The 24,370-nt window shown below is 72.1% G+C and carries 24 protein-coding genes; 10 read left to right on the top strand and 14 right to left on the bottom strand.

What is annotated here, in order from left to right; all coding sequences use genetic code 11:
• Window positions 1-42: 42 nt before the first annotated feature.
• Both ABZ939_RS00590 and ABZ939_RS00585 read right to left on the bottom strand, forming a co-directional pair.
• Window positions 43-1,698, bottom strand: coding sequence for an AMP-binding protein (locus ABZ939_RS00590; RefSeq protein ID WP_361847049.1), 1,656 nt, complete (start codon window positions 1,696-1,698; stop codon window positions 43-45).
• Window positions 1,695-2,459: an SDR family oxidoreductase gene (locus ABZ939_RS00585; RefSeq protein WP_361847046.1), complete on the bottom strand. Its 765-nt coding sequence runs from the start codon at window positions 2,457-2,459 to the stop codon at window positions 1,695-1,697. Before ABZ939_RS00585 ends, ABZ939_RS00590 begins: the two co-directional genes overlap by 4 nt.
• Before the next feature lie 152 nt (window positions 2,460-2,611).
• Between ABZ939_RS00585 and ABZ939_RS00580 the strand changes: the two genes are divergently transcribed.
• The 3 genes from ABZ939_RS00580 to ABZ939_RS00570 all read left to right on the top strand — a co-directional run bounded on the left by ABZ939_RS00580 (window position 2,612) and on the right by ABZ939_RS00570 (window position 6,582).
• Entirely contained in the window at window positions 2,612-3,862 is a 1,251-nt protein-coding gene (locus tag ABZ939_RS00580; protein ID WP_361847043.1) for a DUF1343 domain-containing protein, read from the top strand.
• Between the two features lie 91 nt (window positions 3,863-3,953).
• On the top strand, window positions 3,954-5,279 hold the full coding sequence (locus ABZ939_RS00575) for an erythromycin esterase family protein (protein ID WP_361847040.1): 1,326 nt from the start codon (window positions 3,954-3,956) through the stop codon (window positions 5,277-5,279).
• Between the two features lie 88 nt (window positions 5,280-5,367).
• Window positions 5,368-6,582 carry an alpha/beta hydrolase gene (locus tag ABZ939_RS00570; protein ID WP_361847037.1) on the top strand — a complete coding sequence of 405 codons (1,215 nt, stop codon included), beginning with the start codon at window positions 5,368-5,370 and terminating at the stop codon, window positions 6,580-6,582.
• Window position 6,583: 1 nt separating this feature from the next.
• On the opposite strand, the gene ABZ939_RS00565 is transcribed toward ABZ939_RS00570, so the two are convergent.
• On the bottom strand, window positions 6,584-6,709 hold the full coding sequence (locus ABZ939_RS00565; protein WP_361847034.1) for a hypothetical protein: 126 nt from the start codon (window positions 6,707-6,709) through the stop codon (window positions 6,584-6,586).
• 123 nt (window positions 6,710-6,832) lie between these two features.
• On the opposite strand from ABZ939_RS00565, the gene ABZ939_RS00560 reads away from it, so the two are divergent.
• The 3 genes from ABZ939_RS00560 to ABZ939_RS00550 all read left to right on the top strand — a co-directional run bounded on the left by ABZ939_RS00560 (window position 6,833) and on the right by ABZ939_RS00550 (window position 9,344).
• A complete protein-coding gene (locus tag ABZ939_RS00560; protein ID WP_361847031.1) occupies window positions 6,833-7,444 on the top strand; it encodes a hypothetical protein in 612 nt (203 codons plus the stop codon).
• 7 nt (window positions 7,445-7,451) lie between these two features.
• Complete coding sequence (locus ABZ939_RS00555; protein ID WP_361847927.1) at window positions 7,452-8,168, top strand: 3-keto-5-aminohexanoate cleavage protein; 717 nt, start codon at window positions 7,452-7,454, stop codon at window positions 8,166-8,168.
• 105 nt (window positions 8,169-8,273) lie between these two features.
• Entirely contained in the window at window positions 8,274-9,344 is a 1,071-nt protein-coding gene (locus ABZ939_RS00550; RefSeq protein ID WP_361847028.1) for an RNA ligase (ATP), read from the top strand.
• A gap of 54 nt (window positions 9,345-9,398) precedes the next feature.
• Here ABZ939_RS00550 and soxR read toward each other — a convergent pair whose 3' ends face one another.
• Window positions 9,399-9,863: a redox-sensitive transcriptional activator SoxR gene (gene soxR / locus ABZ939_RS00545; RefSeq protein WP_361847025.1), complete on the bottom strand. Its 465-nt coding sequence runs from the start codon at window positions 9,861-9,863 to the stop codon at window positions 9,399-9,401.
• Between the two features lie 118 nt (window positions 9,864-9,981).
• On the opposite strand from soxR, the gene ABZ939_RS00540 reads away from it, so the two are divergent.
• On the top strand, window positions 9,982-10,443 hold the full coding sequence (locus ABZ939_RS00540) for a MaoC family dehydratase (RefSeq protein ID WP_361847022.1): 462 nt from the start codon (window positions 9,982-9,984) through the stop codon (window positions 10,441-10,443).
• On the opposite strand, the gene ABZ939_RS00535 is transcribed toward ABZ939_RS00540, so the two are convergent.
• Complete coding sequence (locus tag ABZ939_RS00535; protein ID WP_361847019.1) at window positions 10,434-11,060, bottom strand: TetR/AcrR family transcriptional regulator; 627 nt, start codon at window positions 11,058-11,060, stop codon at window positions 10,434-10,436. The genes ABZ939_RS00540 and ABZ939_RS00535 overlap by 10 nt on opposite strands.
• A 127-nt stretch (window positions 11,061-11,187) precedes the next feature.
• Window positions 11,188-12,339 (bottom strand): acyl-CoA dehydrogenase family protein, encoded by a 1,152-nt coding sequence (locus ABZ939_RS00530; RefSeq protein WP_361847016.1) that lies wholly within the window; start codon window positions 12,337-12,339, stop codon window positions 11,188-11,190.
• Between the two features lie 72 nt (window positions 12,340-12,411).
• Here ABZ939_RS00530 and ABZ939_RS00525 point away from each other — a divergent pair, with 72 nt between their 5' ends.
• The 3 genes from ABZ939_RS00525 to ABZ939_RS00515 all read left to right on the top strand — a co-directional run bounded on the left by ABZ939_RS00525 (window position 12,412) and on the right by ABZ939_RS00515 (window position 14,982).
• Window positions 12,412-13,089 carry a TetR/AcrR family transcriptional regulator gene (locus tag ABZ939_RS00525; protein ID WP_361847013.1) on the top strand — a complete coding sequence of 226 codons (678 nt, stop codon included), beginning with the start codon at window positions 12,412-12,414 and terminating at the stop codon, window positions 13,087-13,089.
• A 202-nt stretch (window positions 13,090-13,291) separates the two neighbouring features.
• Window positions 13,292-13,987 (top strand): winged helix-turn-helix domain-containing protein, encoded by a 696-nt coding sequence (locus ABZ939_RS00520; RefSeq protein ID WP_361847010.1) that lies wholly within the window; start codon window positions 13,292-13,294, stop codon window positions 13,985-13,987.
• A 32-nt stretch (window positions 13,988-14,019) separates the two neighbouring features.
• Window positions 14,020-14,982, top strand: coding sequence for a DMT family transporter (locus ABZ939_RS00515; protein ID WP_361847007.1), 963 nt, complete (start codon window positions 14,020-14,022; stop codon window positions 14,980-14,982).
• On the opposite strand, the gene ABZ939_RS00510 is transcribed toward ABZ939_RS00515, so the two are convergent.
• The 8 genes from ABZ939_RS00510 to ABZ939_RS00475 form a co-directional block, all read right to left on the bottom strand.
• Window positions 14,979-16,058, bottom strand: coding sequence for a zinc-binding dehydrogenase (locus ABZ939_RS00510; RefSeq protein WP_361847924.1), 1,080 nt, complete (start codon window positions 16,056-16,058; stop codon window positions 14,979-14,981). The genes ABZ939_RS00515 and ABZ939_RS00510 overlap by 4 nt on opposite strands.
• Before the next feature lie 29 nt (window positions 16,059-16,087).
• Window positions 16,088-17,479 carry an aldehyde dehydrogenase family protein gene (locus ABZ939_RS00505; protein WP_361847004.1) on the bottom strand — a complete coding sequence of 464 codons (1,392 nt, stop codon included), beginning with the start codon at window positions 17,477-17,479 and terminating at the stop codon, window positions 16,088-16,090.
• Between the two features lie 103 nt (window positions 17,480-17,582).
• Window positions 17,583-18,056 (bottom strand): DUF3574 domain-containing protein, encoded by a 474-nt coding sequence (locus ABZ939_RS00500; protein WP_361847001.1) that lies wholly within the window; start codon window positions 18,054-18,056, stop codon window positions 17,583-17,585.
• A gap of 255 nt (window positions 18,057-18,311) precedes the next feature.
• On the bottom strand, window positions 18,312-19,055 hold the full coding sequence (locus tag ABZ939_RS00495) for a class F sortase (RefSeq protein WP_361846998.1): 744 nt from the start codon (window positions 19,053-19,055) through the stop codon (window positions 18,312-18,314).
• Window positions 19,042-19,680, bottom strand: a complete 639-nt coding sequence (locus ABZ939_RS00490; protein ID WP_361846995.1) for a hypothetical protein — start codon at window positions 19,678-19,680, stop codon at window positions 19,042-19,044. The genes ABZ939_RS00495 and ABZ939_RS00490 overlap by 14 nt, the downstream gene beginning before the upstream one ends.
• Window positions 19,681-19,833: 153 nt before the next feature.
• On the bottom strand, window positions 19,834-21,231 hold the full coding sequence (locus ABZ939_RS00485; protein WP_361847921.1) for a citrate:proton symporter: 1,398 nt from the start codon (window positions 21,229-21,231) through the stop codon (window positions 19,834-19,836).
• Window positions 21,232-21,389: 158 nt separating this feature from the next.
• Entirely contained in the window at window positions 21,390-23,585 is a 2,196-nt protein-coding gene (locus ABZ939_RS00480; protein WP_361846992.1) for a molybdopterin-dependent oxidoreductase, read from the bottom strand.
• Window positions 23,586-23,661: 76 nt separating this feature from the next.
• Window positions 23,662-24,282 (bottom strand): TetR/AcrR family transcriptional regulator, encoded by a 621-nt coding sequence (locus tag ABZ939_RS00475; RefSeq protein WP_361846989.1) that lies wholly within the window; start codon window positions 24,280-24,282, stop codon window positions 23,662-23,664.
• Between the last annotated feature and the right edge of the window lie 88 nt (window positions 24,283-24,370).

Raw genomic sequence — 24,370 nt, 5'->3', positions numbered from 1 at the left:
GCGCCGCCGCCTTTCCCTCATGATCGTCATGCTTGATCGTCGTTACTTGGGGGAACGGAGTTCCCGCCTCAGGATCTTCCCACTTGTCGTCTTGGGCAGCTCCGCCAGGATCTCGACCTCGCGCGGGTACTTGTAGGCGGCGAGCCGCTGCTCGCAGTACGCGGAGAGTTCGGCCGGCTCGGCGGCGGCGCCCGGACGCAGGCTCACGTACGCCTTGACCGTCTCGCCCCGGTAGGCGTCGGGGACGCCGACGACGGCGGCCTCACGGACGGCCGGGTGGGTGTAGAGGACGTCCTCGACCTCGCGCGGCCAGACCTTGAAGCCGGAAGCGTTGATCATGTCCTTCTTGCGGTCGACGACGTAGAGCCAGCCGTCCGCGTCCATGAAGCCGATGTCTCCGGTGCGCAGTTCCCCGTCCGGGAAGGTCTGCTCGGTGGCCTCCGGGAGCCGCCAGTAGCCGGGGACGACCTGAGGGCCGCGCACCGCGATCTCGCCCTGCTCCCCGAAGGGCACCTCGGCGCCGGTCTCGTCGAGGATGCGGACGATCGTGTCCGGCCCGGGGACGCCGACCGAGAGGGTGCCGGAGGCGGGGTCCACCGGGGCCTCCTTCTCGGGCGGTACGGAGGCACAGGGCGCCGTGCACTCGGTGAGACCGTAGCCGTTGCGGATGTACGGGCCGAAGCCGGCGCGGAACTTCTCCACCAGGGCGGGCGGGACCGGTGCGCCGCCCGAGGAGATGACCAGGAACGAGGAGAAGTGGTCGCGGGTCGCCCCCGGGTGGGCGGCGAGCGCCATGAAGGCGGTGGAGGGGCCGACCGTGTACGCGGGACGGTGCTCCAGGAAGGCGTCGAGGACGACCCCTGCGTCGAAGCGGTAGGCGAGGACGAGGGTGCCGGCGTTGCCGAAGCAGGCGGCGAGCTCGCAGACCAGGCCGGTGATGTGGAAGAGCGGGGCGAGCGCGAAGTAGCCGGCTCCCTCGGGGACGGGGTGCCCGGTGCGCTGGCGCTCGGCGTTGTGGCTGATGCCCCGGTGCAGGTTGAGCGCGCCCTTGGGGGTGCCGCTGGTGCCGGAGGTGTAGCTGATCAGGGCCACGTCGTCGGTGGTGAGCTCCCGGTCGGCGGGCGCGGGGTGCCCGGCTCGGGCGACCGTCAGCAGGTCGTCGGCCTCGGTCGGGACGCGCTCGAAGGCGAGGACCCGGGGGTCGTCGCGGGTCTGGAGGTCGCGTTCGCAGGCGGTGAGCGCGATGCGTACGGAGGAGTCGGCCGCGGTGTCCCGCAGAAACGCGTCCCAGGCCCGGTCGGAGCAGATCAGGGCGGTGGCGCCGGAGTCCCGCAGGGCGTGCCCGACCTCGGCCGACTTGTACATCGGGTTGAGCGGGACGACCGTGGCGCCCGCCTTCCAGGCGCCGAGCAGGGCGAGGACGAAGTGCGGGCTGTTCTGGAGCATGATCGCGACCCGGTCGCCCCGCTCCAGGCCGCGCGCGGCGAGGTGTCCCGCGACCGAGTCGGAGAGGACGTCGGTCTCGCGGTAGGTCAGGCGGCCGTCGAAGTAGGCGAGGGCCGGGTGCTCGGGGGCCCGGGCGGCGGAGGCGCGGAAGGCGTGCAGCACGGTGGCCGGCGGATCTATGGGACCCCGCTGGGTCTCGGTCAGCTGGGCGAGCCACGGCTTGGCCGCGTAGACCGACTCGGTCGAGGTCATGCGCCGGCCCCTTCCCACTTGCGCTGGATGTGGTTCATGTTGCCGAGCCAGCGCTCGGGGTCGGTCGCCCTGGCCCGGTAGAACTCGGCGACCTCGGGGTGCGGGAGGACCAGGAAGCGGTCGGCCTCGATGGCGTCGAAGAGGGAGTCGGCGACGTCCTCGGGCTCGATGGCGGTGGGGGCGAGGACCAGTTCGCCAGCCGATCCGGCGGCGGTGAGCATGTCCGTACGCACGCCCTGCGGGCAGATCGCGTGGACCTTGACCCCGCGGTGGCGGTAGGTGAGGGAGAGCCATTCGGCGAAGGCGTACGCACCGTGCTTGGAGACGCTGTAGGGGGCGGCGCCGACCATGGTGAGCAGGCCGGCGGCGGAGACCGTGGAGACGAAGCGGCCGGTGCCGCGCTCCAGCCAGTCGGGCAGCAGGGCGCGGGCGGCGCGGACGTGGGCCATGACGTTGACGTCCCACGCGGCGGCCCAGACCGCCTCGTCGGCGAAGGCGTCGCCGGGTGAGGCGAGTCCGGCGTTGGCGCACCACACGTCGACGGTGCCGCCGAGGGCCTCGCGGGCCTCCTCGACGATCTCCGAGGCGTCGCCCGGTACCGCGGTGGCGCCGATCTCCTCGGCGACGGCCTTGGTGCGGCCGGGGTCGAGGTCGTTGACGACGACCCGGGCGCCCTCGGCGGCGAACCGGCGGGCCAGTGCGGCCCCGATCCCGCCGCCCGCGCCCGTGACGACCACTCCAGCGCCCTGCACCGTACTCATCGAGATCCGCCTCTCCGTCGTGACAGTCCCAGCAGACTAACCAGTCGGTATGTGGCAGGGGAAGACCTCTGGCGCACGCCTCGTTCCCTGGGGCGGTCAGGAGCGCTAGCGTGCGTGCCCATGTCCGGAAAGGCGATCAAGGAGGTTTCCGTATGAGCCTGTCGGGACTGTCCAGACGCAGCCTGCTCGCCGCGGGCGGCGCGGTGGGGTTGGGGGCCGCGGCGGCGCCCGTGGCCGTCGGGCACGACGGCGGCCACCGGGTCCGCACAGGTTTCGAGCGGCTGGCGGCCGAGGGGTACGCCTCGCTCGCCGGAGAGCGGGTCGGCGTCGTCACCAACCCGACCGGGATCACCTCGGACGTCCGCCACATCGTCGACGTCATGCACGCCGACGACCGGGTCGACCTGGTGGCCGTCTTCGGCCCCGAGCACGGCTTCCGGGGCACGGCGCAGGCGGGCGGATCCGAGGGGCGCTACGACGACCCGGCGACCGGGCTTCCCGTCTACGACACCTACCTCAAGAGCGGGCAGCCGCTCGCGGACATCTTCACCGCCTCGGGCGTGGACACGGTCGTCTTCGACATCCAGGACGTGGGGGCGCGCTTCTACACGTACATCTGGACGCTCTACGACTGCATGGTGGCGGCCTCGCTGGCGGGGAAACGGTTCGTCGTTCTCGACCGGCCGAATCCGGTCACCGGGCGGGCGGCGCTCGGTCCGGTGCTCGACCGCGCCTTCGCCACCTTCGTGGGGCGCGAGCCGATCGCGCAGGCGCACGGCATGACGGTGTCGGAGCTGGCCCGGCTGTTCAACGGGGAGTTCCTGCCCAGGCCGGTGGAGCTGACGACCGTCCGGATGTCGGGCTGGAAGCGGCGGGACTTCTTCGACGCCACCGGGCTGCCGTGGGTGCCGCCGAGCCCCAACATGCCCACGCCCGACACCGCGCTCGTCTACTCCGGCACCTGTCTCTTCGAGGGCACCAACCTCTCCGAGGGGCGGGGCACCACCCGCCCCTTCGAGCTGCTCGGCGCGGAGGGCGTCGACCGGCGTTGGGCGGAGGCGGCGAACGCCCTGGAACTGCCCGGGGTGCGCTTCCGTGAGGCGTACTTCGCCCCGACCTTCTCCAAGTTCCAGGGGAAGACGGTCGGCGGCGTGCAGGTACAGGTCCACGACCGGGACGCCTTCGACCCCGTACGGACCGGGATCGGGCTGCTCGTCAGCGCCAGGCGCTCGTGGAGCGGCTTCGCCTGGCGATCGGACAACTGGATCGACAAGCTGACCGGCTCGACGCGGGTACGGACCCTGATCGACGCCGGCGCGGACACGGACGAGGTGGTGGGGGCGTGGGGCGGGGACCTGGCCGCGTTCCGCGCCGTGCGGGAGGAGTACCTGCTCTACCGATGACCGAAGCCGATGACGGGTGGGGCAAACCCCCGTCCGGTCAGGGGTGTTGGCAGGTTGGTCACGGCGGGTCGCCGGTCGACAGTCTTGATCCATGAACACCTGGACACACCATCGGTTACCGCTGGTGGGGGCGGTCGTGGCACTCTGCCTCGCCGCCCTCGCCCCCGCCGCCGCAGGGGCGGAAGCGCCCGCGACGCGGGACCCCGCCCGTGAACTCGCCCGCAGCGCACGGCCCTTGGACGACCTGGGCCCGCTGGACCGGATGGTCGGCTCGGCGAAGGTCCTCGGGATCGGGGAGGCGACCCACAGCTCGGCCGAGTTCTTCGAGACCAAGCACCGGATCTTCGAGCACCTCGTGGAGAAGAAGGGCTTCACCACCTTCGCCCTGGAGGCCAACTGGTCCACGGGGCTGCTGATCGACGACTACGTACGGTTCGGCAAGGGCGACCCGCGGAAGATCCTGCGGGACGAGTTCCAGAACGCCTACCGCTTCTGGAACACCGAGGAGTACCTCGACCTGATCACCTGGATGCGGGAGCACAATCTGCGCCACCCCGGCCACCAGGTCCGCTTCATGGGCAACGACCTCGGCTACGCGGGACCGAACCTCTTCGACACGGTCACGGGCTATGTGGCCCGTACCTATCCGCGGCTGCTGCCACGCTTCCAGGAGCTCTACCGGGCCTCACGTCCGGTCGGCGAGGTCGACCCCTGGATGAACGCGTACCTGGCCAAGCCGTCCGAGGAACGCCGGCGGATGGCCGCGGACGTGAACCGCGCCCTCGCCCTCCTGGAGCGCCAGAAGCCGGGCCGGGACCGTACGGAACACGCCTGGATGCTCCAGCACGCCCGGGCGATCGCCCAGGTCGGCACGGAGTACGCGCACGAGATGACGACGGATGAGGGCATCGCCGACGCGATGCTCTACCGCGACCGGATCATGGCCGAGAACACCGTGTGGTGGCAGCGGCGGACCGGCGAACGGATCGTGCTGTCCGCGCACAACGGCCACGTCGGCTACGAGACGACCAAACCGGACCAATACCCGCGCCTCCAGGGCGCCTTCCTGCGCGACGCGCTCGGCCGGGACTACGTGAGCATGGGGGCCTCCTTCGGGCGCGGCTCGTTCAACGCCCACGACACCGGGACGCCGGGCGAGCCGATCCGGAGCTTCACGGTCGGCTTCCCGGGCGCGGACAGCAGCGCCGAGACCCTGGACCGGGTGTCGCCGCGCCCCTTCTACCTGGACCTGCGCACCACGACGCCCACCGCCCGGAACTGGCTGAACGTGCACCGTCCGGCCTGGCTGATCGGTACGGCGTACCCGTGGGAGGGCAACCACGCGCCGGTCCGGCTCGCCACGGCGTACGACCTCCTCGTCCACTTCCCCAAGGTCTCCGCGGCGCGTCTGCGCTGAAAACCTGGCCGTCCCTCCGTGCGCGCAGGATGCTGTCGCGGGGAGTAATTCCTCAGCAGCTTCCTCGACGCGGAGGGACGGGGCAGACATGGCCGGGATGAGTGTGGAGCCGTACCGGGAGATCACCTTCGACAAGGAGGGCGACGGGGCGGCCGGACAGCACGAGGCGCTCGCCGCGCTGGCCCGTCAGGGGGTCACGGATCTGGTGATGTTCGCCCACGGGTGGAACAACTCCCGTTCCGTGGCCACCCGTCTGTACGGCGCGTTCTTCGCCCCGTTTCCGGAGACCGTGAGGCCGGATGTGCGGGTGGGATACGTGGGGGTGGTGTGGCCGTCGATGATGTTCTCTGACGAGCCGATCCCCGACTTCGAGTCCGTGGCGGCCGTGCACCCGGGCAAGGAGGCGGTGGTGGGGCGGCTGGCCACGCTGCTGCGCGAGCAGCCGGACGACGAGGCGGCCTTCACCGAATTCGGCGACCTGCTGCGGCAGTTGACCGACACGAACGGCTCGCGCGGCTTCGCGGAGAACGGCGGCCCCGACGTGCCGGACTTTCTCCTCGGCGACCCGGTGGTCGTCTGCGCGATGTTCGCCGACGCGCTGGAGGAGGCGGCGGGGCCGGGGAGCGTGCCCACGCCGCGCGAGGCGTTCGGGGGCCGGCTGACGCGGTACTGGAAGGGCGCGCGGGAGGCCCTGCGGCAGGCCACCTACTACACGATGAAGCGGCGCTCGGGCACCGTCGGCGAGCGGGGGCTCGGCCCGCTGCTCGGCGAGCTCGCTCGCTCCGCTCCCGGGCTGCGGGTCCATCTCGTCGGGCACAGCATGGGCGCCCGGCTCGTCTCGTTCGCCCTGCGCGGGCTGCCCACCGGGGCGCGGAACGTGGCTTCGGTGACGCTTCTCCAGGGGGCCTTCTCGCACTACGCGTTCGCGGCCCGGCTGCCGCACGAACCGGGCCGCGGCGGTGCGCTGCGCGATCTGCAGCAGCGGGTCGACGGGCCCGTGGTCGCCTGCTACTCGCGCCACGACACCGCGTTGCGCGTGATCTACCCCCTGGCCTCCCGGCTGGCCCGGGACGCCGATTCGCTGCTCGGCAGCGACAAGCGCTGGTGGGCGATCGGCCACGACGGCGTCCAGGCGGTCCCCGGAACGCCCTCGCTGCCCCTGGCGGCGGCGCTGCGCAACGGCTTCCCGGCATCGGGGTGCGTGAGCGTCGACGCGGCGGAGGTGGTCGGGGAGCACAGCGACATCTGCCACGCGGAACTGGCGCGGTTGGTGGCGGCGGCGGGCCGGATCGGGAAGCGCTAGGTCACCCCGCCGGAAGGCCCCCACGGGCCGGTTCGCGGACGTGCTCATCGCCGATCTCCGCCAGCCGTTCGAACAAGCTCTCCGGCAGGGCCGGATTGTCCGCGAGCCCCAGCAGAACGTCCTGCAACAGATCTCCCCCGCGCGCCTCTGATGGGCCCCATCGAATTTTCGATGGAACACGAACGGGCGGCCGTTCGTCCATCCCATAACGTCCTTGACGCCGAAGTACCAGCGACGGAGGTGCAGAGCGATGGCGGGTTTCCGGAGTCTTGCGAGACAGGTGCGCGATCCGGGGTGCGACACGGCGCTGCGGAGGTATTCACTCCGCAAGTGCCTGGAGCGGTTCGCCCCGTACGGGCACCGCGCGACCTGGGACCATCTGTGCCGCAGGCACAGGTTCGGGCCCGAGGACCGGGATCTCGATCCTGGGCGGCTGGTGGCCGCACTGGAGGAGCTGGAGGAGGCGCGGGCGGTATGGCTCGCGTACGAGGAGGAGTTCGCGGCGCGGCGGCGGCGCGAGAAGCAGGACGGGCTGCGCCGGCCCGGCGCGCTGGACGACTGGCACCGGCGGACCTGGGGCGGCAACGGGGTGGCGCGGTGTGACGATCCGGAAGTGCATCCGTCGGAACCGCTGGCCGACGTGCTGCGGCGGCTGATCGCGGCCCTGGAGTCCGGCCCCGGGGAGCACTGCCCGGTGTGCGCGGGCCTCAGGATCGAGTGGCGGCCGGATCTGGACGACGAACCGTGGTTCGGCCCGGTGTGCGGTGACTGCGGAGTGGTGGTGCCGCGGGCGATGCTGACCTCGGGGGCGCTGGCACGGGCGCGGGGAGAGGCCTTCCCGCGGCTGGCGTCGGTGGCATGACACGGTGCTGATCCAAGTATGTCTGAACGGGGGCCACGGCCCCGGGGATTCGGCGGCTGTGCCGATGTCCCCGGGCGCGATGGCGGACGAGGCCGCGCGGGCGGTCGCGGCCGGGGCGTCGGACGTTCATGTGCACCCCAAGACTCCGTGCGGCGGGGACACGCTGTCGCCCCGGGTGCTGGCGGAGACGCTGACGGCGATCCGGGAAGCCGTGGACGTCCCGGTGGGCGTGACGACGGGCGCGTGGGCCGAGCCCGATCCGGTACGGAGAGTGGAGCGCGTCCGCGCCTGGACCGTCCTGCCCGACCACGCCTCGGTGAACTGGCATGAGCCGGGCGCCGAGGAGCTGGCGGCCGTGCTCCTCGACCGGGGTGTGGGCGTGGAGGCGGGCCTCTGGTCCGGTACGGAGGGCCCTGAGCGGTTCCTCCGCTCGCCTCTGGCTCCCCGGGTGCTGCGGATCCTGGCGGAGGTCACCGACCCGGACCCGACGACGGCCGAGTCCACGGCCCGCACGCTCCTGACCGACCTGGGCCCCGCCCACGGCCTGCCGATCCTCCTCCACGGCGAGGCCGGCGGCACCTGGCCGGTCCTCCGCCTGGCCCGCCACCTGGGCCTGTCCACCCGGATCGGCCTGGAGGACACCCTGTTCCTGCCGGACGGGAGCCCGGCACGGGACAACGCTCAGCTGGTCTCGGCCGCGGTCTCGGCGACCATCTCGGAGTAGGCGGGGCGCGACGCTACCAGAGCGCAAATCCGCTGGCCCACCCGAATTCCGCTCCCGCACAGTGTCTGGCGATGAGAGCGACACCCGAGCCACCGGAGAACCGACATGTCGACCCTGCGCGTCACCGCCGAGCCACTGACCGTCCATGAGCACCCCAACGCCGACGCACTCGAGCTGGCCCAGGTGGGCCTCTACCGAGCCGTCGTCGCCAAGGGTGCCTACCGCACCGGTGATGTCGCCGTGTACATCCCGGAGCAGGCCGTGCTGCCCACCGCGCTCGTCGACGAGCTGGGGCTGACCGGGCGGCTGGCCGGGAAGGCGTCGGACCGGGTCAAGGCGGTGCGGCTGCGGGGCGAGTTGTCGCAGGGGATCGTGTGCCGGCCCAAGGCGCTGGCGGATGTCGACCTGGCCGCCGCGGCCGCCGAGGGTACCGACTTCGCCGAACTCCTGGGCATCACCAAGTGGGTGGCGCCGATCCCGCCGACGATGAGCGGGGACGTGGAGGCCGCGCCGGATCTGCTGCCGTGGGTCGACATCGAGAACCTGCAGCGCTATCCGGGGGTGTTCGAGCCCGGCGAGCCGGTGGTCCTGACGGAGAAGCTGCACGGTTCGGCCTGCCTGGTGACGTACCTCGCCGAGGACGGCCGCGTGCAGGTCTCCTCGAAGGGCTTCGGCGCGAAGGGGCTCGCGCTCCAGGAGGACCCGCGCAATCTGTACTGGCGCGCCGTGCACGGCCATGGCGTGCCGGCGGTCGCGGCACGGCTCGCCGAGCGGCTCGGCGCACGCCGGGTCGGGCTGTTCGGTGAGGTGTACGGGGCCGGGGTGCAGGACCTCGGCTACGGCGCGAACGCCCGCGGCGAGGGCATCGGTTTCGCCGTGTTCGACGTGTCGGCCGAGATCGACGGCCAGGTGCGGTGGCTGGACCCGGCCGAGGTCCTGGAGGCCGGCGAACTGCCGCTCGTACCGCGGCTGTACACGGGGCCGTACGACCTGGAGCGGGTGCTGGAGCTGGCGAGCGGCCGGGAGACCGTGTCCGGCCGGGAGCTGCATCTGCGGGAGGGTGTCGTGATCCGGCCGGTGACGGAGCGGTACAGCCAAGTGGTCGGCGGCCGCGCGATCGCCAAGGCGGTCAGTCCGGCCTATCTGACCCGTAAGGGCGGCACCGAGTACGAGTGATCCGGCCGACCGGAACCGAGGGGCCCGTCCACGGGGGTGGCGGGCCCCTCTCCGTCATGCGTCCTTGCGTTCCGGCAACAGCCGCGAGCCCGTCATCCGCTCGCCGAACACGTCGTCGGGGTTGGACAGCACACAGTTCTGCAGCGACAGACACCCGCACCCGATGCAGTCCGTCAGGTGGTCGCGGAGCCGTCCGAGCTGCTTGATCCGCTCGTCCAGCTCCGTGCGCCAGGCCGCCGAGAGCCGCGCCCAGTCCTCGTTGGTGGGGGTGCGCTCCTCGGGGAGTTCGGCGAGCGCGTTGCGGATGGTCGCGAGCGGGATGCCGACGCGCTGCGCGGCCCGGATGAAGGCGACCCTGCGCAGGATGTCGCGACCGTAACGGCGCTGGTTGCCGCTGGTGCGGCGGCTGCTGATCAGGCCCTTGGACTCGTAGAAGTGCAGGGCGGACACGGCAGCGCCGCTGCGCGCGGACAGCTGGCCGACGGTGAGCTCGTGGATCTTCTCTGGAATCTGCGGCACTCCTCGAACCCTACTGGCTGGTCCTCGCCGACCCGTTGACAGAGCCCCCCGCCCCCAGCCAGACTAAGCAGTCGCTTAGATAGCGTCGACATCGGGGTGAGAGGCAGGGAGCTGGGACATGGCTGAGCCGAGGATCTTCACATCCGCCGAGGAGCTGCGCGCCGGCGTGGGCGAGCAACTGGGCCACAGTGACTGGCTGGAGGTCGAACAGAAGCGGATCGACCTGTTCGCCGACGCGACCGGTGACCATCAGTGGATCCACGTGGACCCGGAGCGGGCGGCCGCCGGGCCGTTCGGCAGGACGATCGCGCACGGCTATCTGACGCTGTCGCTGCTGCCGACGCTCGTCCCGCAGATCATGCGCGTCGAGGGCATGAAGATGGGCATCAACTACGGCACCAACAAGGTCCGCTTCCCCTCCCCCGTGCCGGTGGGCTCGCGGCTGCGCGCGAGCGCGGTGCTGACCGAGGTGACGGAGGCCGGCGGCGGTGTGCAGGTCACCGCGACCGTGACGGTGGAGCGCGAGGGCGGCGACAAGCCGGTCTGCGTCGCCGAGTCGGTCTCGCGCTACTACTTCTGAGCGCCGACCATCCGCAGCACGAGGTCGGCGTAGAGCGCGCCGACCTCGTCCGGCGTCCGGCGGCCCTGCGTGTTGAACCAGCGCGACACGTCGATGCAGAGGGAGAGCACCGCGACGGTGGTGCCGGGAACGTCCGGCACGTCGAACTCGCCGGCCGCCACGCCCTCGTTGATGATCCGGCGCACGGCCGCGTCGGATTCTCGGCGCAGCTCGACGATCTCCGTACGGTGCTCGGGGCCGAGCGCGTCGAGCTCGTACTGCACGACCCGCGCGGTGGTGTGCCGCTCGGCGTGCCAGCGCACGAAGGACCGCACGGCGTCGGCGAGCCGCTCCCCCGCCGTACCCTCGCCGTCGGCCGCGGCCCGGAGGATCTCCAGGGCCTTGTCGTGACCGATGCGGCTGATCCGGTGGAGCAGCTCTTCCTTGGTCTTGTAGTGGATGTAGAGCGCGGCCGGGCTCATGCCGGCCCGGCCCGCGATGTCACGGGTCGTGGTGGCGTGGTACCCGCGCTCGGCGAACGCCTCGACGGCCGCGAGGAGCAGCCGCCTGGCCGCCTCGGGCGTGACCTCGCCCCACGGCATTTCCTCGCCGCCGGGCGTCTCCTCCGCCACGCTCATCGTTCGCCCTCTCTCCAGCCGTCAGGACGAACACCATACAACGAAGGTGAGCAAGCGCTTAGAGATACGAGGTCAGAGCCACCGGAAGGCCGGCCTGCGCCACCTCCGCCTGGATACTACTGAGCGCTCAGAAGGCCGACACGCCCGTGAGCGCGCGGCCGATGATCAGCTTCTGTATCTGACTGGTGCCCTCGTACAGGGTCATCACACGGGCGTCCCGCAGCAGCTTGCCGACCGGGTACTCGTCGATGTAGCCGTAGCCCCCGAAGACCTGGAGGGCGTTGTTCGCCGCGCGGACGGCGGCCTCGGAGGCGTACAACTTGGCCTTCGACGCTGCCGTGGCGAACTCCTGGCCGCGGTCGATCAGATCGGCGACGCGCCAGGTCAGCAGCCGTGCCGCGTCCACGTCGACGGCGATGTCGCTGATCAGCTCCTGCACCAGCTGGTACGAGGCGATGGGCTTGCCGAACTGCTCGCGCTCCCCCGCGTAGCGCACGGCCGCGTCGAGTGCCGCCTGCGCGAGGCCGACACAGCCGGCCGCGACCGACATCCGCCCCTTGGCCAGGGCGGACATGGCGATGGAGAAGCCCTTGCCCTCGGGGCCCAGCATCGCGGAGGCGGGGACGCGGACGTCCTCCAGAACCAGTTCGGCGGTCGCCTGGCCGCGCAGGCCGAGCTTGCCGTGGATGGTGCGGCGGGTGAGGCCCGGGGTGTCCGTGGGCACCAGGAAGGCGGAGACGCCCTTGTGGCCGGGCGTGTCGTTGGTCCGGGCGAAGAGCAGGACGACATCGGCCCAGGTGCCGTTGGTGATGAACATCTTCGAGCCGTTGACGACGTAGGTGTCCCCGTCCCGGACGGCCTTGGTGGCGAGGTTGCCGGCGTCCGAGCCGGTGCCGGGCTCGGTCAGCCCGAAGCAGCCGATGGCCTCGCCGCCGGCGAGCCGGGGCAGCCAGGCCCGCTTCTGGTCCTCGCTGCCCCAGGAGGCGATGGTCTTGGCGACAAGGCCGAGCGAGACGGAGACGATGCCGCGCACGGAGGAGTCACCACGGCCGAGCTCCTCGGTGACGAGGCAGTAGGAGAGGTGGTCGCCGCCGGAGCCGCCGTACTCCTCCGGGATCGTGAGGCCGAGGAAGCCGACGGCGCCGAGCTTCTTGACGATCGACCGGTCGACGTTCTCGGCACGGTCCCACTCGACGACGTGCGGGGCGACCTCGCGCGCGACGAAGTCCTCGGCGAGCTGCCGCACGGCTTCCTGTTCCTCGCTCAGCTCCAGATTCACGGCGACACCCCGGGTTCCCTCAAGTTTAATTACCACTGCTAGTTTTTAGCGGGCACGCCTACTATGTGCGCCATGGCCCGACCGCGCAAGCCCCTCCTGAGCAGAGACCGCATCGTCGCCACGGCGGGGGCGCTCGTGGATGCCGAGGGCCTCGCCGCGCTCTCGACCCGGCGGCTCGCGGCCGAACTGGGGGTGAGCGGACCCTCGCTCTACAACCACTTCCGCACGAAGGACGAGATCCTCGACGCGGTGGCCGACGCGGTCAGCGCGAAGATCGACCTGACGATGTTCGAGGAGACCGACGGCCGGGACTGGCGCACGGCGCTCCACGACTGGGCGGTCTCCTACCGCGCCGCCCTCGCCGACCATCCCCACATCGTCCCGGTGCTCGCCCAGGGCCCGGGCCGCCGCCCGGCCGGTCTGAAGGTCGCCGACGCGGTCTTCGGCGCGATGGTCCGGGCCGGCTGGCCGCCCGCCCAGGCCACGTACATCGGCGCGCTGATGCGCTACTTCATCACCGGCTCCGCCCTCGGCTCCTTCGCCCGGGGCTTCGTCGACGACGAGACGGCCTACGACCCGGCCGACTACCCCCACCTCGGCCAGGCCCATCTCCTCGCGGAACGCAGGGAGAAGGTCGACGAGGGAGCCTTCGAGACGGGCCTGCGGGCGCTGCTCGACGGGCTGGCCATGCAGTACGAGGCGGGGGTACGGGGGAAGTGGGCGAGGCAGGACGCGACGAGCGGCTCGTAGCGGCGGTACGGGCGGGGGACGCGGAGGCGGTCCGCCGGCCCGGCGCGACGATCCGCGCACCGAGGAGGCGTACCGGCGGGTGGGGGAGGTCACCGGCCCGCGGTTCGAGCACGATCACCGGCCCACGCAGCTGCTCCACCACCGATGGCGCCCGCAGGATCGTTCGGCCGCCGCCGAACGATGACTGCGCCATCCTGTTCCCATGGCACCCAGAGACCTCGCCGCCCTCGCGGCGCTCTTCGCGGACGAGACCCGGGCCGCGTTCCTGCTCGCCCTGCTCGACGGGCGGGCCTGGACCGCCGGGGAGCTGGCGCGGCACGCGCGCGTGGCGCCGTCGACCACCAGTGAGCACCTCGGGAAGCTCGTCGCGGGCGGGGTGCTCGCCGAGGAGCGGCAGGGGCGGCACCGGTACGTGCGCCTCGCCGACCCCGGGATCGCCCACCTGGTCGAGGACCTGGCCGCCCGCGCCGAACCGGCGGTGAACCCGCCGCCGCGCACCTTGCGGGCGGCGAGCGCGGGGCAGGCGATGGCCAGGGGGCGCACCTGTTACGACCATCTCGCCGGGCGGCTCGGGATCGCGATCACCGAGGCGATGACCGTACGCGGACTGCTGCGCCAGGACACCGGGTTCGCGCTCACGGACGCGGGCGTGGGGTGGTTCGGGGAACTGGGCATCCCACTGGCGGCGAAGGGGCGGCGGCCCGTCGCGCGCGGCTGTCTCGACTGGACCGAGCGCAAGCCGCATCTCGCGGGGATCGCGGGCGCGGCGCTGTGCCGGCACGCGATGGACGCCGGGTGGTGCGTACGGATCGGGTCCGAGCGGGCCGTGAAGGTGACCCCCGACGGGGAGCGCGCGCTCCACGAGGCGCTGGGCATCGACCCGGCGATATTGCGGTGAGCGCCGAACGGTCCAGGGCCTACCGTCACCCCATGACCAACTCCCCCGCCACGTCTCGCCTGGCGCTCGCCGCCGCCGGTGTCACCGTCGTCCTGTGGGCCTCCGCCTTCGTCTCGATCCGCAGCGCCGGGGCCGCCTACTCCCCCGGCGCGCTCGCCCTCGGCCGGCTCCTCGCCGGAGCGCTCGTCCTCGGTGCGGTCCTGCTGATACGGCGGGAGGGGCTGCCGTCACGGGCGGCCTGGCCGGGGATCGCGGTCTCCGGACTCCTCTGGTTCGGCGCCTACATGGTGGTGCTCAACTGGGGCGAGCAGGAGGTCGACGCGGGCACGGCCGCCATGGTCGTGAACATCGGACCGATCCTGATCGCCCTGCTCGGCGCCCGGTTCCTGGGCGAGAAGCTGCCGCCCCGGCTGCTCGCCGGGATGGGCGTCTCGTTCGCGGGCGCCGTGGCCGTCGGCCTCTCGATGTCCGGCGAAGGGCACGCCTCCGTCCTCGGCGTCGTGCTCTGTCTGCTCGCCGCCGTCGCGTACGCGGGCGGGGTGGTCGCGCAGAAGCCCGCGCTCGCCCACGGAAGCGCCCTCCAGGTCACGACCTTCGGGTGCCTGGTCGGCACGGTGGCCTGTCTGCCGTTCGCCGGACAGCTGCTCGAGGAGGCGGGCCGGGCCCCGCTCTCCGCGACCCTGAACATGGTGTACCTCGGGGTGTTCCCGACCGCTCTCGCCTTCACCACCTGGGCCTACGCCCTGGCCCGTACGACCGCGGGCCGGATGGGCGCGACGACGTACGCCGTGCCGGCGCTGGTGGTCGTCATGGCCTGGGTGTTCCTGGGCGAGCTGCCGGGACTGCTGACGCTGGCGGGCGGCGTGCTCTGTCTGGCCGGTGTGGCGGTCTCGCGCTCTCGGCCGAAGCCCGGGAAGTCCGGGACATCCGGGACGTCCGGGAAGCCCGTCCAGGACTCGGCCGAGAACGCCGAAACGGCGCCGGAAGCGGTCTAGAAGACGACGAGTGCCCGGCCGCCCTTGCCCGCGAGCATGTTGTCGAAGGCGCCCGGGATGCCGTCCAGGGTGATCCGCTCGGTGACCAGTGCGCTCAGGTCGAGGCGGCCGGCCCGGATGTGCTCGGCGAGGACGGGCAGGTCCTCGGCCGGGTCGGAGTTCCCGTACACGCAGCCGGACAGCGTTCGGCCCCAGTGGAAGAGCTCCAGGGCGTTGAAGGTGACCTGCTGGTCCTTGCCACCGATGCCGACGACCGTGGTGCGCCCGCCGCGCCGGGTGGAGTCCCAGGCGGTACGGATGGTGGTGGCGCGGCCGACGCACTCGACGGCCACGTCGGCGCCCTGACCGCCCGTCAGCCTGCGGATCTCCTTCGCGGTGGTCTCGGAGGCGACGACGTACTCGGTCGCCCCGGCCGCCCGGGCCAGTGCCTCCTTCTCCGGGGAGACGTCCACCGCGATGATCGGTGCCGCGCCCGCGATACGGGCGGCCTGGAGGGTGGCCAGGCCCACGCCTCCGACGCCGAAGACGACGACGGACTCCCCCTCCCGTACCCGCGCCGAGTGATGGATCGCTCCCCAGCCGGTGAGGACGGCGCAGCCGAGGAGGGCCGCGTCGGTGAGCGGCACGCCGTCCGGGACGGGCAGGACGCAGTTCGCCGCGACCACCGTCTCCTCGGCGAAGGCGGCCACGTTGAGACCGGGGTGGAGTTCGGTGCCGTCCTCGGTCGTGGCGTACACGCTGCCGGCGCCGGTCAGGGCGTCGGCGCAGAGCCAGACCTCGCCGAGCGAGCAGGGGTGGCAGGCGCCGCAGGACGGCGCCCAGTTGAGGACGACACCGTCGCCGGGGGCGACGTGGCCGACGCCCTCGCCGACGGAGACGACCGTGCCGGCGCCCTCGTGACCGAGGACGGCGGGGACGGGCACCCTCATGGTCCCGTTGGTCAGGGACAGGTCGGAGTGGCAGACCCCGGCGGCGGCGAGGCGGACCCGGACCTGGCCGGGGCCGGGCTCGGGCAGTCGGATGCCGGTGATCTCCAGGGGAGAGCCGACGGCGGGCAGGAATGCGGCGCGGACCACGCTCATTGCTCCTCTTGCTCCTCGGCTGCTCAGAACTGGAGGGACTTGGTCTGGAGGTACTCGGCGAGGCCGTGCGCGCCCAGCTCGCGCCCCACGCCGGACTGCTTGTAGCCGCCGAACGGGGCCAGCGGGTTGAAGCGGCCGCCGTTGATGTCGACCTGGCCGGTCTCCATGCGGCGGGCGAAGGCGACGGCCGCCTCCGGCTCGCCCCAGACGGCGCCGGCCAGCCCGTACACGGTCCCGTTGGCGATGGCGAGGGCGTCCTCCTCGTCCTCGTAGCGCAGGATCGAGACGACCGGGCCGAAGATCTCCTCCTGAGCGATGGTCATGTCCGGGGTGACGTCGGCGAAAACGGTCGGGGAGACGTAGTAGCCGGTCTCCCGCGGGGCCTCGGGGCCGCCGGCGACGATCCGGGCGCCCTCGGCCACCCCCTTCTCGATGTAGCCGCGCACCCGCTGCTGCTGCTCGGCGTTGACGAGGGGGCCGACGCGCTCGCCGGGGACGTACTTCGCGACGGCCTCGGCGGCCAGCGCCACCGCCTCGTCGTACCGGTCGGCGGGGACGAGCATCCGGGTCCACGCGCTGCACGTCTGACCGGAGTTGGCCATGACGTTGGCGATGCCGACGGCGACGGCCCTGCCGAGGTCGGCGCTCGGCAGGATGACGTTGGCGGACTTGCCGCCGAGCTCCAGGGCGACCCGCTTGACGGCCCCGCCGGCGAGGGCGCCGATCCGCTTGCCGACGGCGGTCGAGCCGGTGAAGGAGACGAGATCGACGCCCTCGTGCTCGGCGAGCGCCTGGCCGGCGACCGGGCCGAGGCCGGTGACGAGGTTGAACACCCCCGCCGGAACGCCCGCCGCGTGGACCGCCTCGGCGAAGAGCTGGGCGGTGAGCGGGGTGTCCTCGGCGGGCTTGAGGACGACGGTGCAGCCGGCGGCGAGCGCGGGGGCGACCTTGGCGACGATCTGGTGGAGCGGGTAGTTCCACGGGGTGATCGCGCCGACGACGCCGACGGGCTCGGAGTAGACGGTGGAGTTGCCGACCTTCTCCTCGAAGGAGTGGGTGGCGGCGAGCTCCGCGTACGAGCCGGCGACGGCGATCGGCAGTCCGGTGTGGACGGCGGCGGCGACCTGCGGCGGGGCGCCGAGCTCCGCGGTGATCGTGGCGGCGATCTCCTCGGCGCGGGCCGCGAGGCCGTCGCGGACCGCGCCGATCAGCTTGGCCCGCTCGGTGGGCGGGGTGGCGGCCCAGCCGGGGAAGGCGGCGCGGGCGGCGCGTACGGCGGCGTCGATGTCCTCGGCGGCGCCGGCCGGGACATGGCCGATGACCTGCTCGTCCGCCGGGTTGATCACCGCGATCGTGTCGGTGGAGGAGGCAGGGCGCCACTCCCCGCCGATGTACATCGCGTCGTGGCTCTTCATCCGCTGTCTCCTCTGCACCGACCGGCCGGTTCGTCGTCCGCGACCCAAACTAGCGCTGATAGTTTTCCGGCGCCAGAGCCGCTCGGGGCGTGTGCCCCGCGTCTCAGAAGTCGGCTCGGGTCGGCTCGTCGAGCCGAGCCACGGACTCCTGCCCGAAGGCCTTCTGGTACGCCTCCCTGATCCCTTCGATCAGCGGGTCGCGGACCTTCGCCTCGGTCGCCGGGTACAGCAGGATCAGCTCGTACGAACGCTCCCGTTCGATGGTGCCGTTCTGGTCCCGCCACTGTCCACGGCCGTCCTGCACCGTCAGGCCACCGGGGAAGGCAGGGGTCACCTCCTTGTCGATGAACGCCATGAACTGGCGGTCGGTGACGGCAGGCCCGCCGTCGGGCCGTTCGGTCCCGAAGAAGAGCCTGCTCTCCACGTACGGCTTCCCTCGGGTCTGTGCCGCGGTGACGGCGGCGCCCGGCGTCTCCTCTCCGAGCGTGGCGTAGGCGGTGGGTGCGCCGACGAACAGCAGCGCCCCGGCGACGGCGACGGCCACCTTGGTCCGCGTGGTGAACGGCTTCGACGACATGCACGGGTCCTTGTGGGTGTGGGGGGCTTCCGGGAATCCCCGGAGCGACGATCACTCTGTCAGCCGGGGCGGCGCATCACCGCCGAAAGCGCGGATGACGGCCGAAACCCGCCCCAATCCGCGTGATCTCCCCGTGGCCCCGAGGGCGGGGCGACGGCCCGTATCAGCGTTGGAGGAACCACCCACAGGCATCGCAGATCCACCGCCTGGACCGCGGCCGCAATCACGGCCGCGGAACGGCGGACGGCGCCCGGGTCAGATCTTCCGGTCGACGCCCGTGAGGTGGGCGAAGACGACGACGTTCGACGCGTACCCCGTCTTGCGGTCGAACGTGCCGCCGCAGGTGAGCAGCCTGAGTTCGGGGCGGCCGGTGGAGCCGTACACCTCCTGGTCGGGGAACTGCTCCTTCGTGTAGGTGCGGACCTTGTCGACGGTGAAGACGGCGACACGGCCGTCGGCACGCGCGACACGGACGGTGTTGCCGGGGTTGAGCGCGGTGAGGTTGAGGAAGATGGCGGGCCCGGTGCGCGTGTCGCGGTGGCCGACGACGATCGCCGTACCGCGTTCGCCCGGCGCGGGGCCGTCCTTGTACCAGCCGACGATCCGGGGGTTGTCGGCCGGCGGGGTGCCGAGCTGTCCGGACCGGTCGAGTCCCAGGCCGATGACCGGGGCCTCGATGGTGATCGCCGGGATGGCGAGGCTGGTGGCGCGCGAGCGGGCCAGGGGCGCGGGCGGCGGCTGGGGCTTGGCCGGGGCCTTGGGCCGGGGCTGCGCCTTGGGCTTCTGGTCGGGGTGCTTCCCCGGTCCCGCCGGGGCGGCGGCGGAGTCCGCCACCGCCCCGTGCGCGGCCGGGGCGGCGGCGATCGGTGGGCCGGACGGTTCCTCGTCCTGGGCCCACCAGACGCCGCCGACGACCAGCGACAGGGTCACCACCACCGTCCGGGCGAGCCGGCGGAGGCGCCGCTGCCTGCGCGTGGTGCGGTGCCTACGCGGCGCCATCGGTGCGGCGACGCGACCGACGGACGAGGATCAGGCCCGCCGTGCCGGCCACGACGGCGGCGATGGCCGATCCGACCCCGAAGGCGGAGCTGTCCGACGCGAGCTCGGCACTACCGCCACCGCCGGCACCGACCGGACCGTGCGGCGGCTTGTGGGGCGGCGGCGTGCCGTTGCCGCCACCGTTCGGCGGCGGGTTGGTGATGTCGTCGAGGCAGGCGACCCTGAAGACCTTGCTCTTCTTGGCTCCCTGCTGGCCCTCGAAGGTCCACTCGACCTTGTACTGACCGTTGGCCAACCTCAGGTTCGTCAGCTCGGGAGACCTGCCGTCGCCCTCGGCGTTGAGCTGAACGGAGCCGGTCCTCACCGGGCCGTTCGTCGCCGGCTGGTGGGAGATCTCCCACTGGACCGACTGGAGGCCGTCGAAGTTGAAGGCGGCGATGTAGAACTCGCAGACCCTGGGGTGGTTGCTCTGATCGGGTTCGACGGTGCCGGCTCTGTGGATCTTGATGTCGCCGTTGTCACCGGGCGCGGCGTAGGCGGTCGGTGCGCCGGCCAGCGCGACACCGCCGAGGGCTAGTGTCGCGATGGCGGTGGACAGCAGGGGGCGGACTGCTGGAGCGGTCATGCGGGGGTTCCTCCAGTCATGAAGACGTCGGACGGATCAACCGATAATCTGACTATCTGTCATGACATGGATACGGAGGGTGGCAGCAACGCCGCGACACCCTCCGCATTCACTCCCCCAGCGGAGGATCCACCCGCCCTCCCTGCCGACGCCCTAGATGACGCCGAAGAGGATCCCCGCCCCGAGGACCACCAGCGACGTGAGCGCCGCCCACTTCACGGTGAACCTGGTGTGGTCGCCGAACTCGACCTTCGCCATGCCGACGAGGACGTACACGGCCGGGACCAGCGGGCTCGACATGTGCAGGGCCTGGCCGGCGATCGAGGCGCGGGCGATCTCCAGCGAGGACACGCCGTGGGCCGCGCCCGCTTCGGCGAGGACCGGCAGGACGCCGAAGTAGAAGCCGTCGTTCGACATGAAGTACGTCAGCGGAAGGCTGAGCACACCGGTGACCAGGGCCATGTGCGGGCCCATCCCGCCGGGGATCGCGCCCACGAGCCAGTCGGCCATGTGCTTGACCATGCCCGTGCCGGTGAGGACACCGGTGAAGACGGCCGCCGCGAAGACCATGCCGGCGACGTTGAGGACATTGTCGGCGTGGGCCGCGATGCGGGCCTTCTGGTCCGCCATGTTCGGGTAGTTGACGGTGAGCGCGAGCGCGGCGCCGAGCAGGAAGAGCACCGGGATCGGCAGCAGCTCGAGGATCATCGCGGAGAGCAGCGCGACGGTGAGACCGGCGTTGAACCAGTACAGCTTGGGGCGCAGCGTCGGGCGGTTCGGGTCGAGGCCCTGGAGGCTCTCGTCGTCGCCCTCGGGCAGCCCGGGGACGTCACCGGGGCCGCCGGGGCCACCGGACGCCTTCGGTGTGTCCGTACCGCCACCGGCCTTGACCAGGACGGTCTCGGTCTGCGGCTCCAGGACCTCGTCCAGGGTGAGGTAGCCGATGCGCTTGCGCTCACGGCGGCCGAGGACGTACGCGAGGACGAAGACGAAGAGCAGACCCACGCCGAGCGCCGGGATCATCGGGACGAAGATGTCGGCCGCGTCCACCTTGAGCGCGGTCGCGGCCCGGGCGGTGGGGCCGCCCCAGGGCAGGGTGTTCATGACGCCGTTGGCTGTGGCGGCGACACCGGTCATGACGACCAGGCTCATCCCGAGCCGCTTGTACAGCGGATACATCGCCGAGACGGTGATCATGAAGGTGGTGGAGCCGTCGCCGTCGAGCGACACGATCGCGGCGAGCACCGCCGTACCGACCACCACACGGACCGGGTCGGCCTTGCAGAAGCGCAGGATGCCCCGGACGATCGGGTCGAAGAGTCCGACGTCGATCATGACGCCGAAGTAGACGATGGCGAACATCAGCATCGCCGCGGTGGGCGCGAGCTTCTCCACGCCTTCGATGACGTAGTCGCCGAGCTGGGCTCCTTGCCCGACGGCGACACAGAACAGGGCGGGGATCAGCACGAGCGCCGCGATCGGCGACATCTTCTTCATCATGATCAGGACCAGGAAGGTCGCGATCATGGCGAAGCCGAGGACGGTCAGCATGGAGGACACCTCACGTTCACCTTTGAACTCCCACCGGGAGGACTCCCACGGTGCGGCGGTTCGGATGACGTTAGGTGCCCTCTTCAGCCGTTAACAAGATGTTGACGCGTGAGCAATACGAGCAAAACCCCAGGTCAAGGCGGTGGTCGCGACGGGGGTCACGGCAGGGGTGCCAGCTGCACGGGGAAGCCGTTGAGTACGGCGGTACCGGACAGCGGGTCCAGCCGGGTGCCGTCGAGGAGCTGGTTCACGTTGACGCCGGGACGGGCCGCGGCGACCGTGAGGCGGGTGCCCGGGCGGTCGTGGCCCCAGCCGTGCGGAAGGCTCACCACCCCGTTCCGTACGGTGTCGGTGATCTCGACCTCGACCTCCAGCTCGCCGCCCTCGGCCGTGACGCGGGCGGGCTTTCCGTCGGCGAGGCCGAGGCGGTCGGCGTCGTCCGGGTGGATCTGGAGGGTGCACCGGTTGGAGCCGCTGTTGAGCGACGGCGCGTTGTGCAGCCAGCTGTTGTTGGAGCGCAGATGGCGCCGGCCGACGAGCACGAGTCCGTCCGGGGCCGCGGTCAGGGCGGCGCGCAGCCGGGGCAGATCGGCGGCGATCGGGGCGGGCAGCAGTTCGACGCGTCCGCTGCGGGTCTTGAGGAGCGCGGGGACACGGGGCTGCAGCGGGCCGAGGTCGACTCCGTGCGGAGCCTGGAGCAGGTCGTCGAGGGTGAGGTCGTACGGGCCGAGGCGGAGCATCATGTCGAGGCGGCGTTCGGGCCCGGTGGCGCCGCCGAGTGCGGCGGCGACGGCCTGGGGGTCGGCGCCGTGGACGGGCGAGTGCTCCTGTGCGACGGCCCTGGCGAGGGTGGTGTCGACGGCGAGGTCGTCCACGGCCGAGGGCGGGGCGCCGTGCATCCCGGAGACGGCGAGGATCAGCCGGGCGTGGATCTCGCACTCGTCCATGCGTCCCTCTTCCAGAGGGACGACGGCCGGCGTGAAACGGGCCTGGTTGCGGATGGCGAAGCCGTTGAAGGCGAAGTCGAAGTGGGCGCTCTGCGACGGCGGTGGCGGGGGCAGCACGACATCGGCGTGACGGGTGGTCTCGTTGAGGTACGGGTCGACGGCGACCATGAAGTCCAGGGCGCCCAGGGCGGCGTCGAGGCGCCTTCCGTCGGGTGCGGACAGGACGGGGTTGGCGGCGACGGTGATCACCGCCCGGATGCGGCCCTCGCCCTCGGTCTCGATCTCCTCGGCGAGGGCGACCATCGGGAACTCGCCCTTGGCCTCGGGGTGTCCGGAGACACGGCTGGTCCAGCGGCCCAGCACGAAGCCCTTGCCCGGTCCGGCCGGGCGGGGCGCGGGGGCGGTGGCGGAGAGCGGGAAGAGCGCGCCGCCGGGACGGTCGAGGTTGCCGGTGAGGACGTTGAGGACGTCGACGAGCCAGTTGGCGAGGGTGCCGTACGCGACGGTGGAGCTCCCCATGCGGCCGTAGACGGCCGCCGAGGGCGCGGCGGCGAGTTCACGGGCGACGGTGCGGATGGTGTCGCCGTCGAGGTCGCAGGCGGCGGAGACGGCCTCGGGCGTGAAGTCCCGTACTGCTTCCCGTACTTCCTCGACTCCCTCGACGTGGTCGGCGAGCGCGCCGAGGTCGGTGAGGTCCTCCGCGAAGAGGGTGTGGACGAGCGCGGCGAGGAAGAGGGCGTCGGCTCCGGGGCGGATGGCGACATGACGGTCGGCGAGCCGGGCCGTGCGGGTGCGGCGCGGGTCGACGACGGTGAGGGTGCCGCCGCGCCTGCGCAGGGCCTTGAGCCTGCCGGGGAAGTCGGGGGCGGTGCAGAGGCTTCCGTTGGAGTCCAGGGGGTTGGCGCCGAGCATCAGCAGATGGTCGGTGCGGTCCAGGTCCGGGACGGGTATGGCGAAGGGGTCGCCGAAGAGCAGTCCGCTGGAGACGTGCTTGGGCATTTGGTCGAGCGTGGAGGCGGTGAAGAGGTTCCGCGTGCGCAGGGCGCCGAGCAGCAGGGGCGGGTAGAGGGCGCCGGCCATGGTGTGGACGTTCGGGTTGCCGAGGACGACACCCACCGCGTTCGGTCCGTACGTCTCGATCAGGGGCCGGATCCGGGCGGCGATGGTGTCGAAAGCATCGGCCCAGGTGGCCTCCTGGAGCGTGCCGCCCTTGCGGACGAGGGGCCCGGTCAGCCGGTCGGGGTCGGCGTCGACCTCGCCGAAGGAGGCGCCCTTGGGGCAGATGAAGCCCTCACTGAAGACGTCGTCGCGGTCCCCGCGGGCGCCGGTGACACGGCTGCCGTCGAGGGTGAGGGTCAGCCCACAGGTGGCTTCGCAGAGCGGGCAGATACGCAGGGCGGTGGGCATGACGGGCTCCCTGGGGCGGCGGCGGAGACGCGCGGGCACCAGCGAGCATACCGACCGGTACGCATGGTGGGGAGGGTCATGTCAGGGACGGCGCCAGATAGGCGTAGAGAAGCTCGCGGGTCTCGGCGACGAGCCCCGGGTCCCCGGACGGGTCCGTACGGAAGGCGAGCTGGAGCAGCGCGTCGGCAGCCTCGACGCCCACCAGGACTTTCCGGCGCAGGACGTCGTCGGCGGTCCGGCCGAGATGGATGGCGAGCAGCCCACAGAGACGGTCGGCGACGAGGTGGTTGGGGTGCTCGCCGGACCCCTCGTCAACGGGGGGCGCGGGAACGCCGAAGTCGACGAGCGCGAAGCCGGGGACGGTGCGCTTCATGGCGATGTACTCGTCCAGGACGCCGTCGATCGCGCTGTACGCGTCGACGCGTCCGGCCGCGGCGAGCCGGGTGGTGATCCGCTCGGCGTAGCGGTCCAGGTTGCGCCCGGCGAGGGCGGCGGCCATGGCGCGCTTGTTGCCGAAGAAGCGGTAGACGGATCCGATGGGGACGCCCGCACGGATCGCGACGGCGCGGGTGCTCAGCTGCTCGTAGCCGGTCTCGTCGAGGAGTTCGGCACAGGCGTCGAGGATCCGGGCGAGGCGCTCGGCGCTGCGCTGCTGGACGGGGGTGCGGCGGAGGGGAGGCTGGGGCACGGGGTCCATGATGCCGCTCCGTTCCGAATCGGGGCGGGCGATGCGCGGGGCGGGGGATGCCAGGGCGGCGCCCGCCGGGTCGGGCGGTGCAGGCTCG

This window comes from Streptomyces sp. NPDC046712 (assembly GCF_040645695.1).
Lineage (GTDB): Bacteria > Actinomycetota > Actinomycetes > Streptomycetales > Streptomycetaceae > Streptomyces.
Note: the sequence above shows the minus strand (reverse complement) of the source record. Positions and strands in the feature narration are given on the sequence as shown.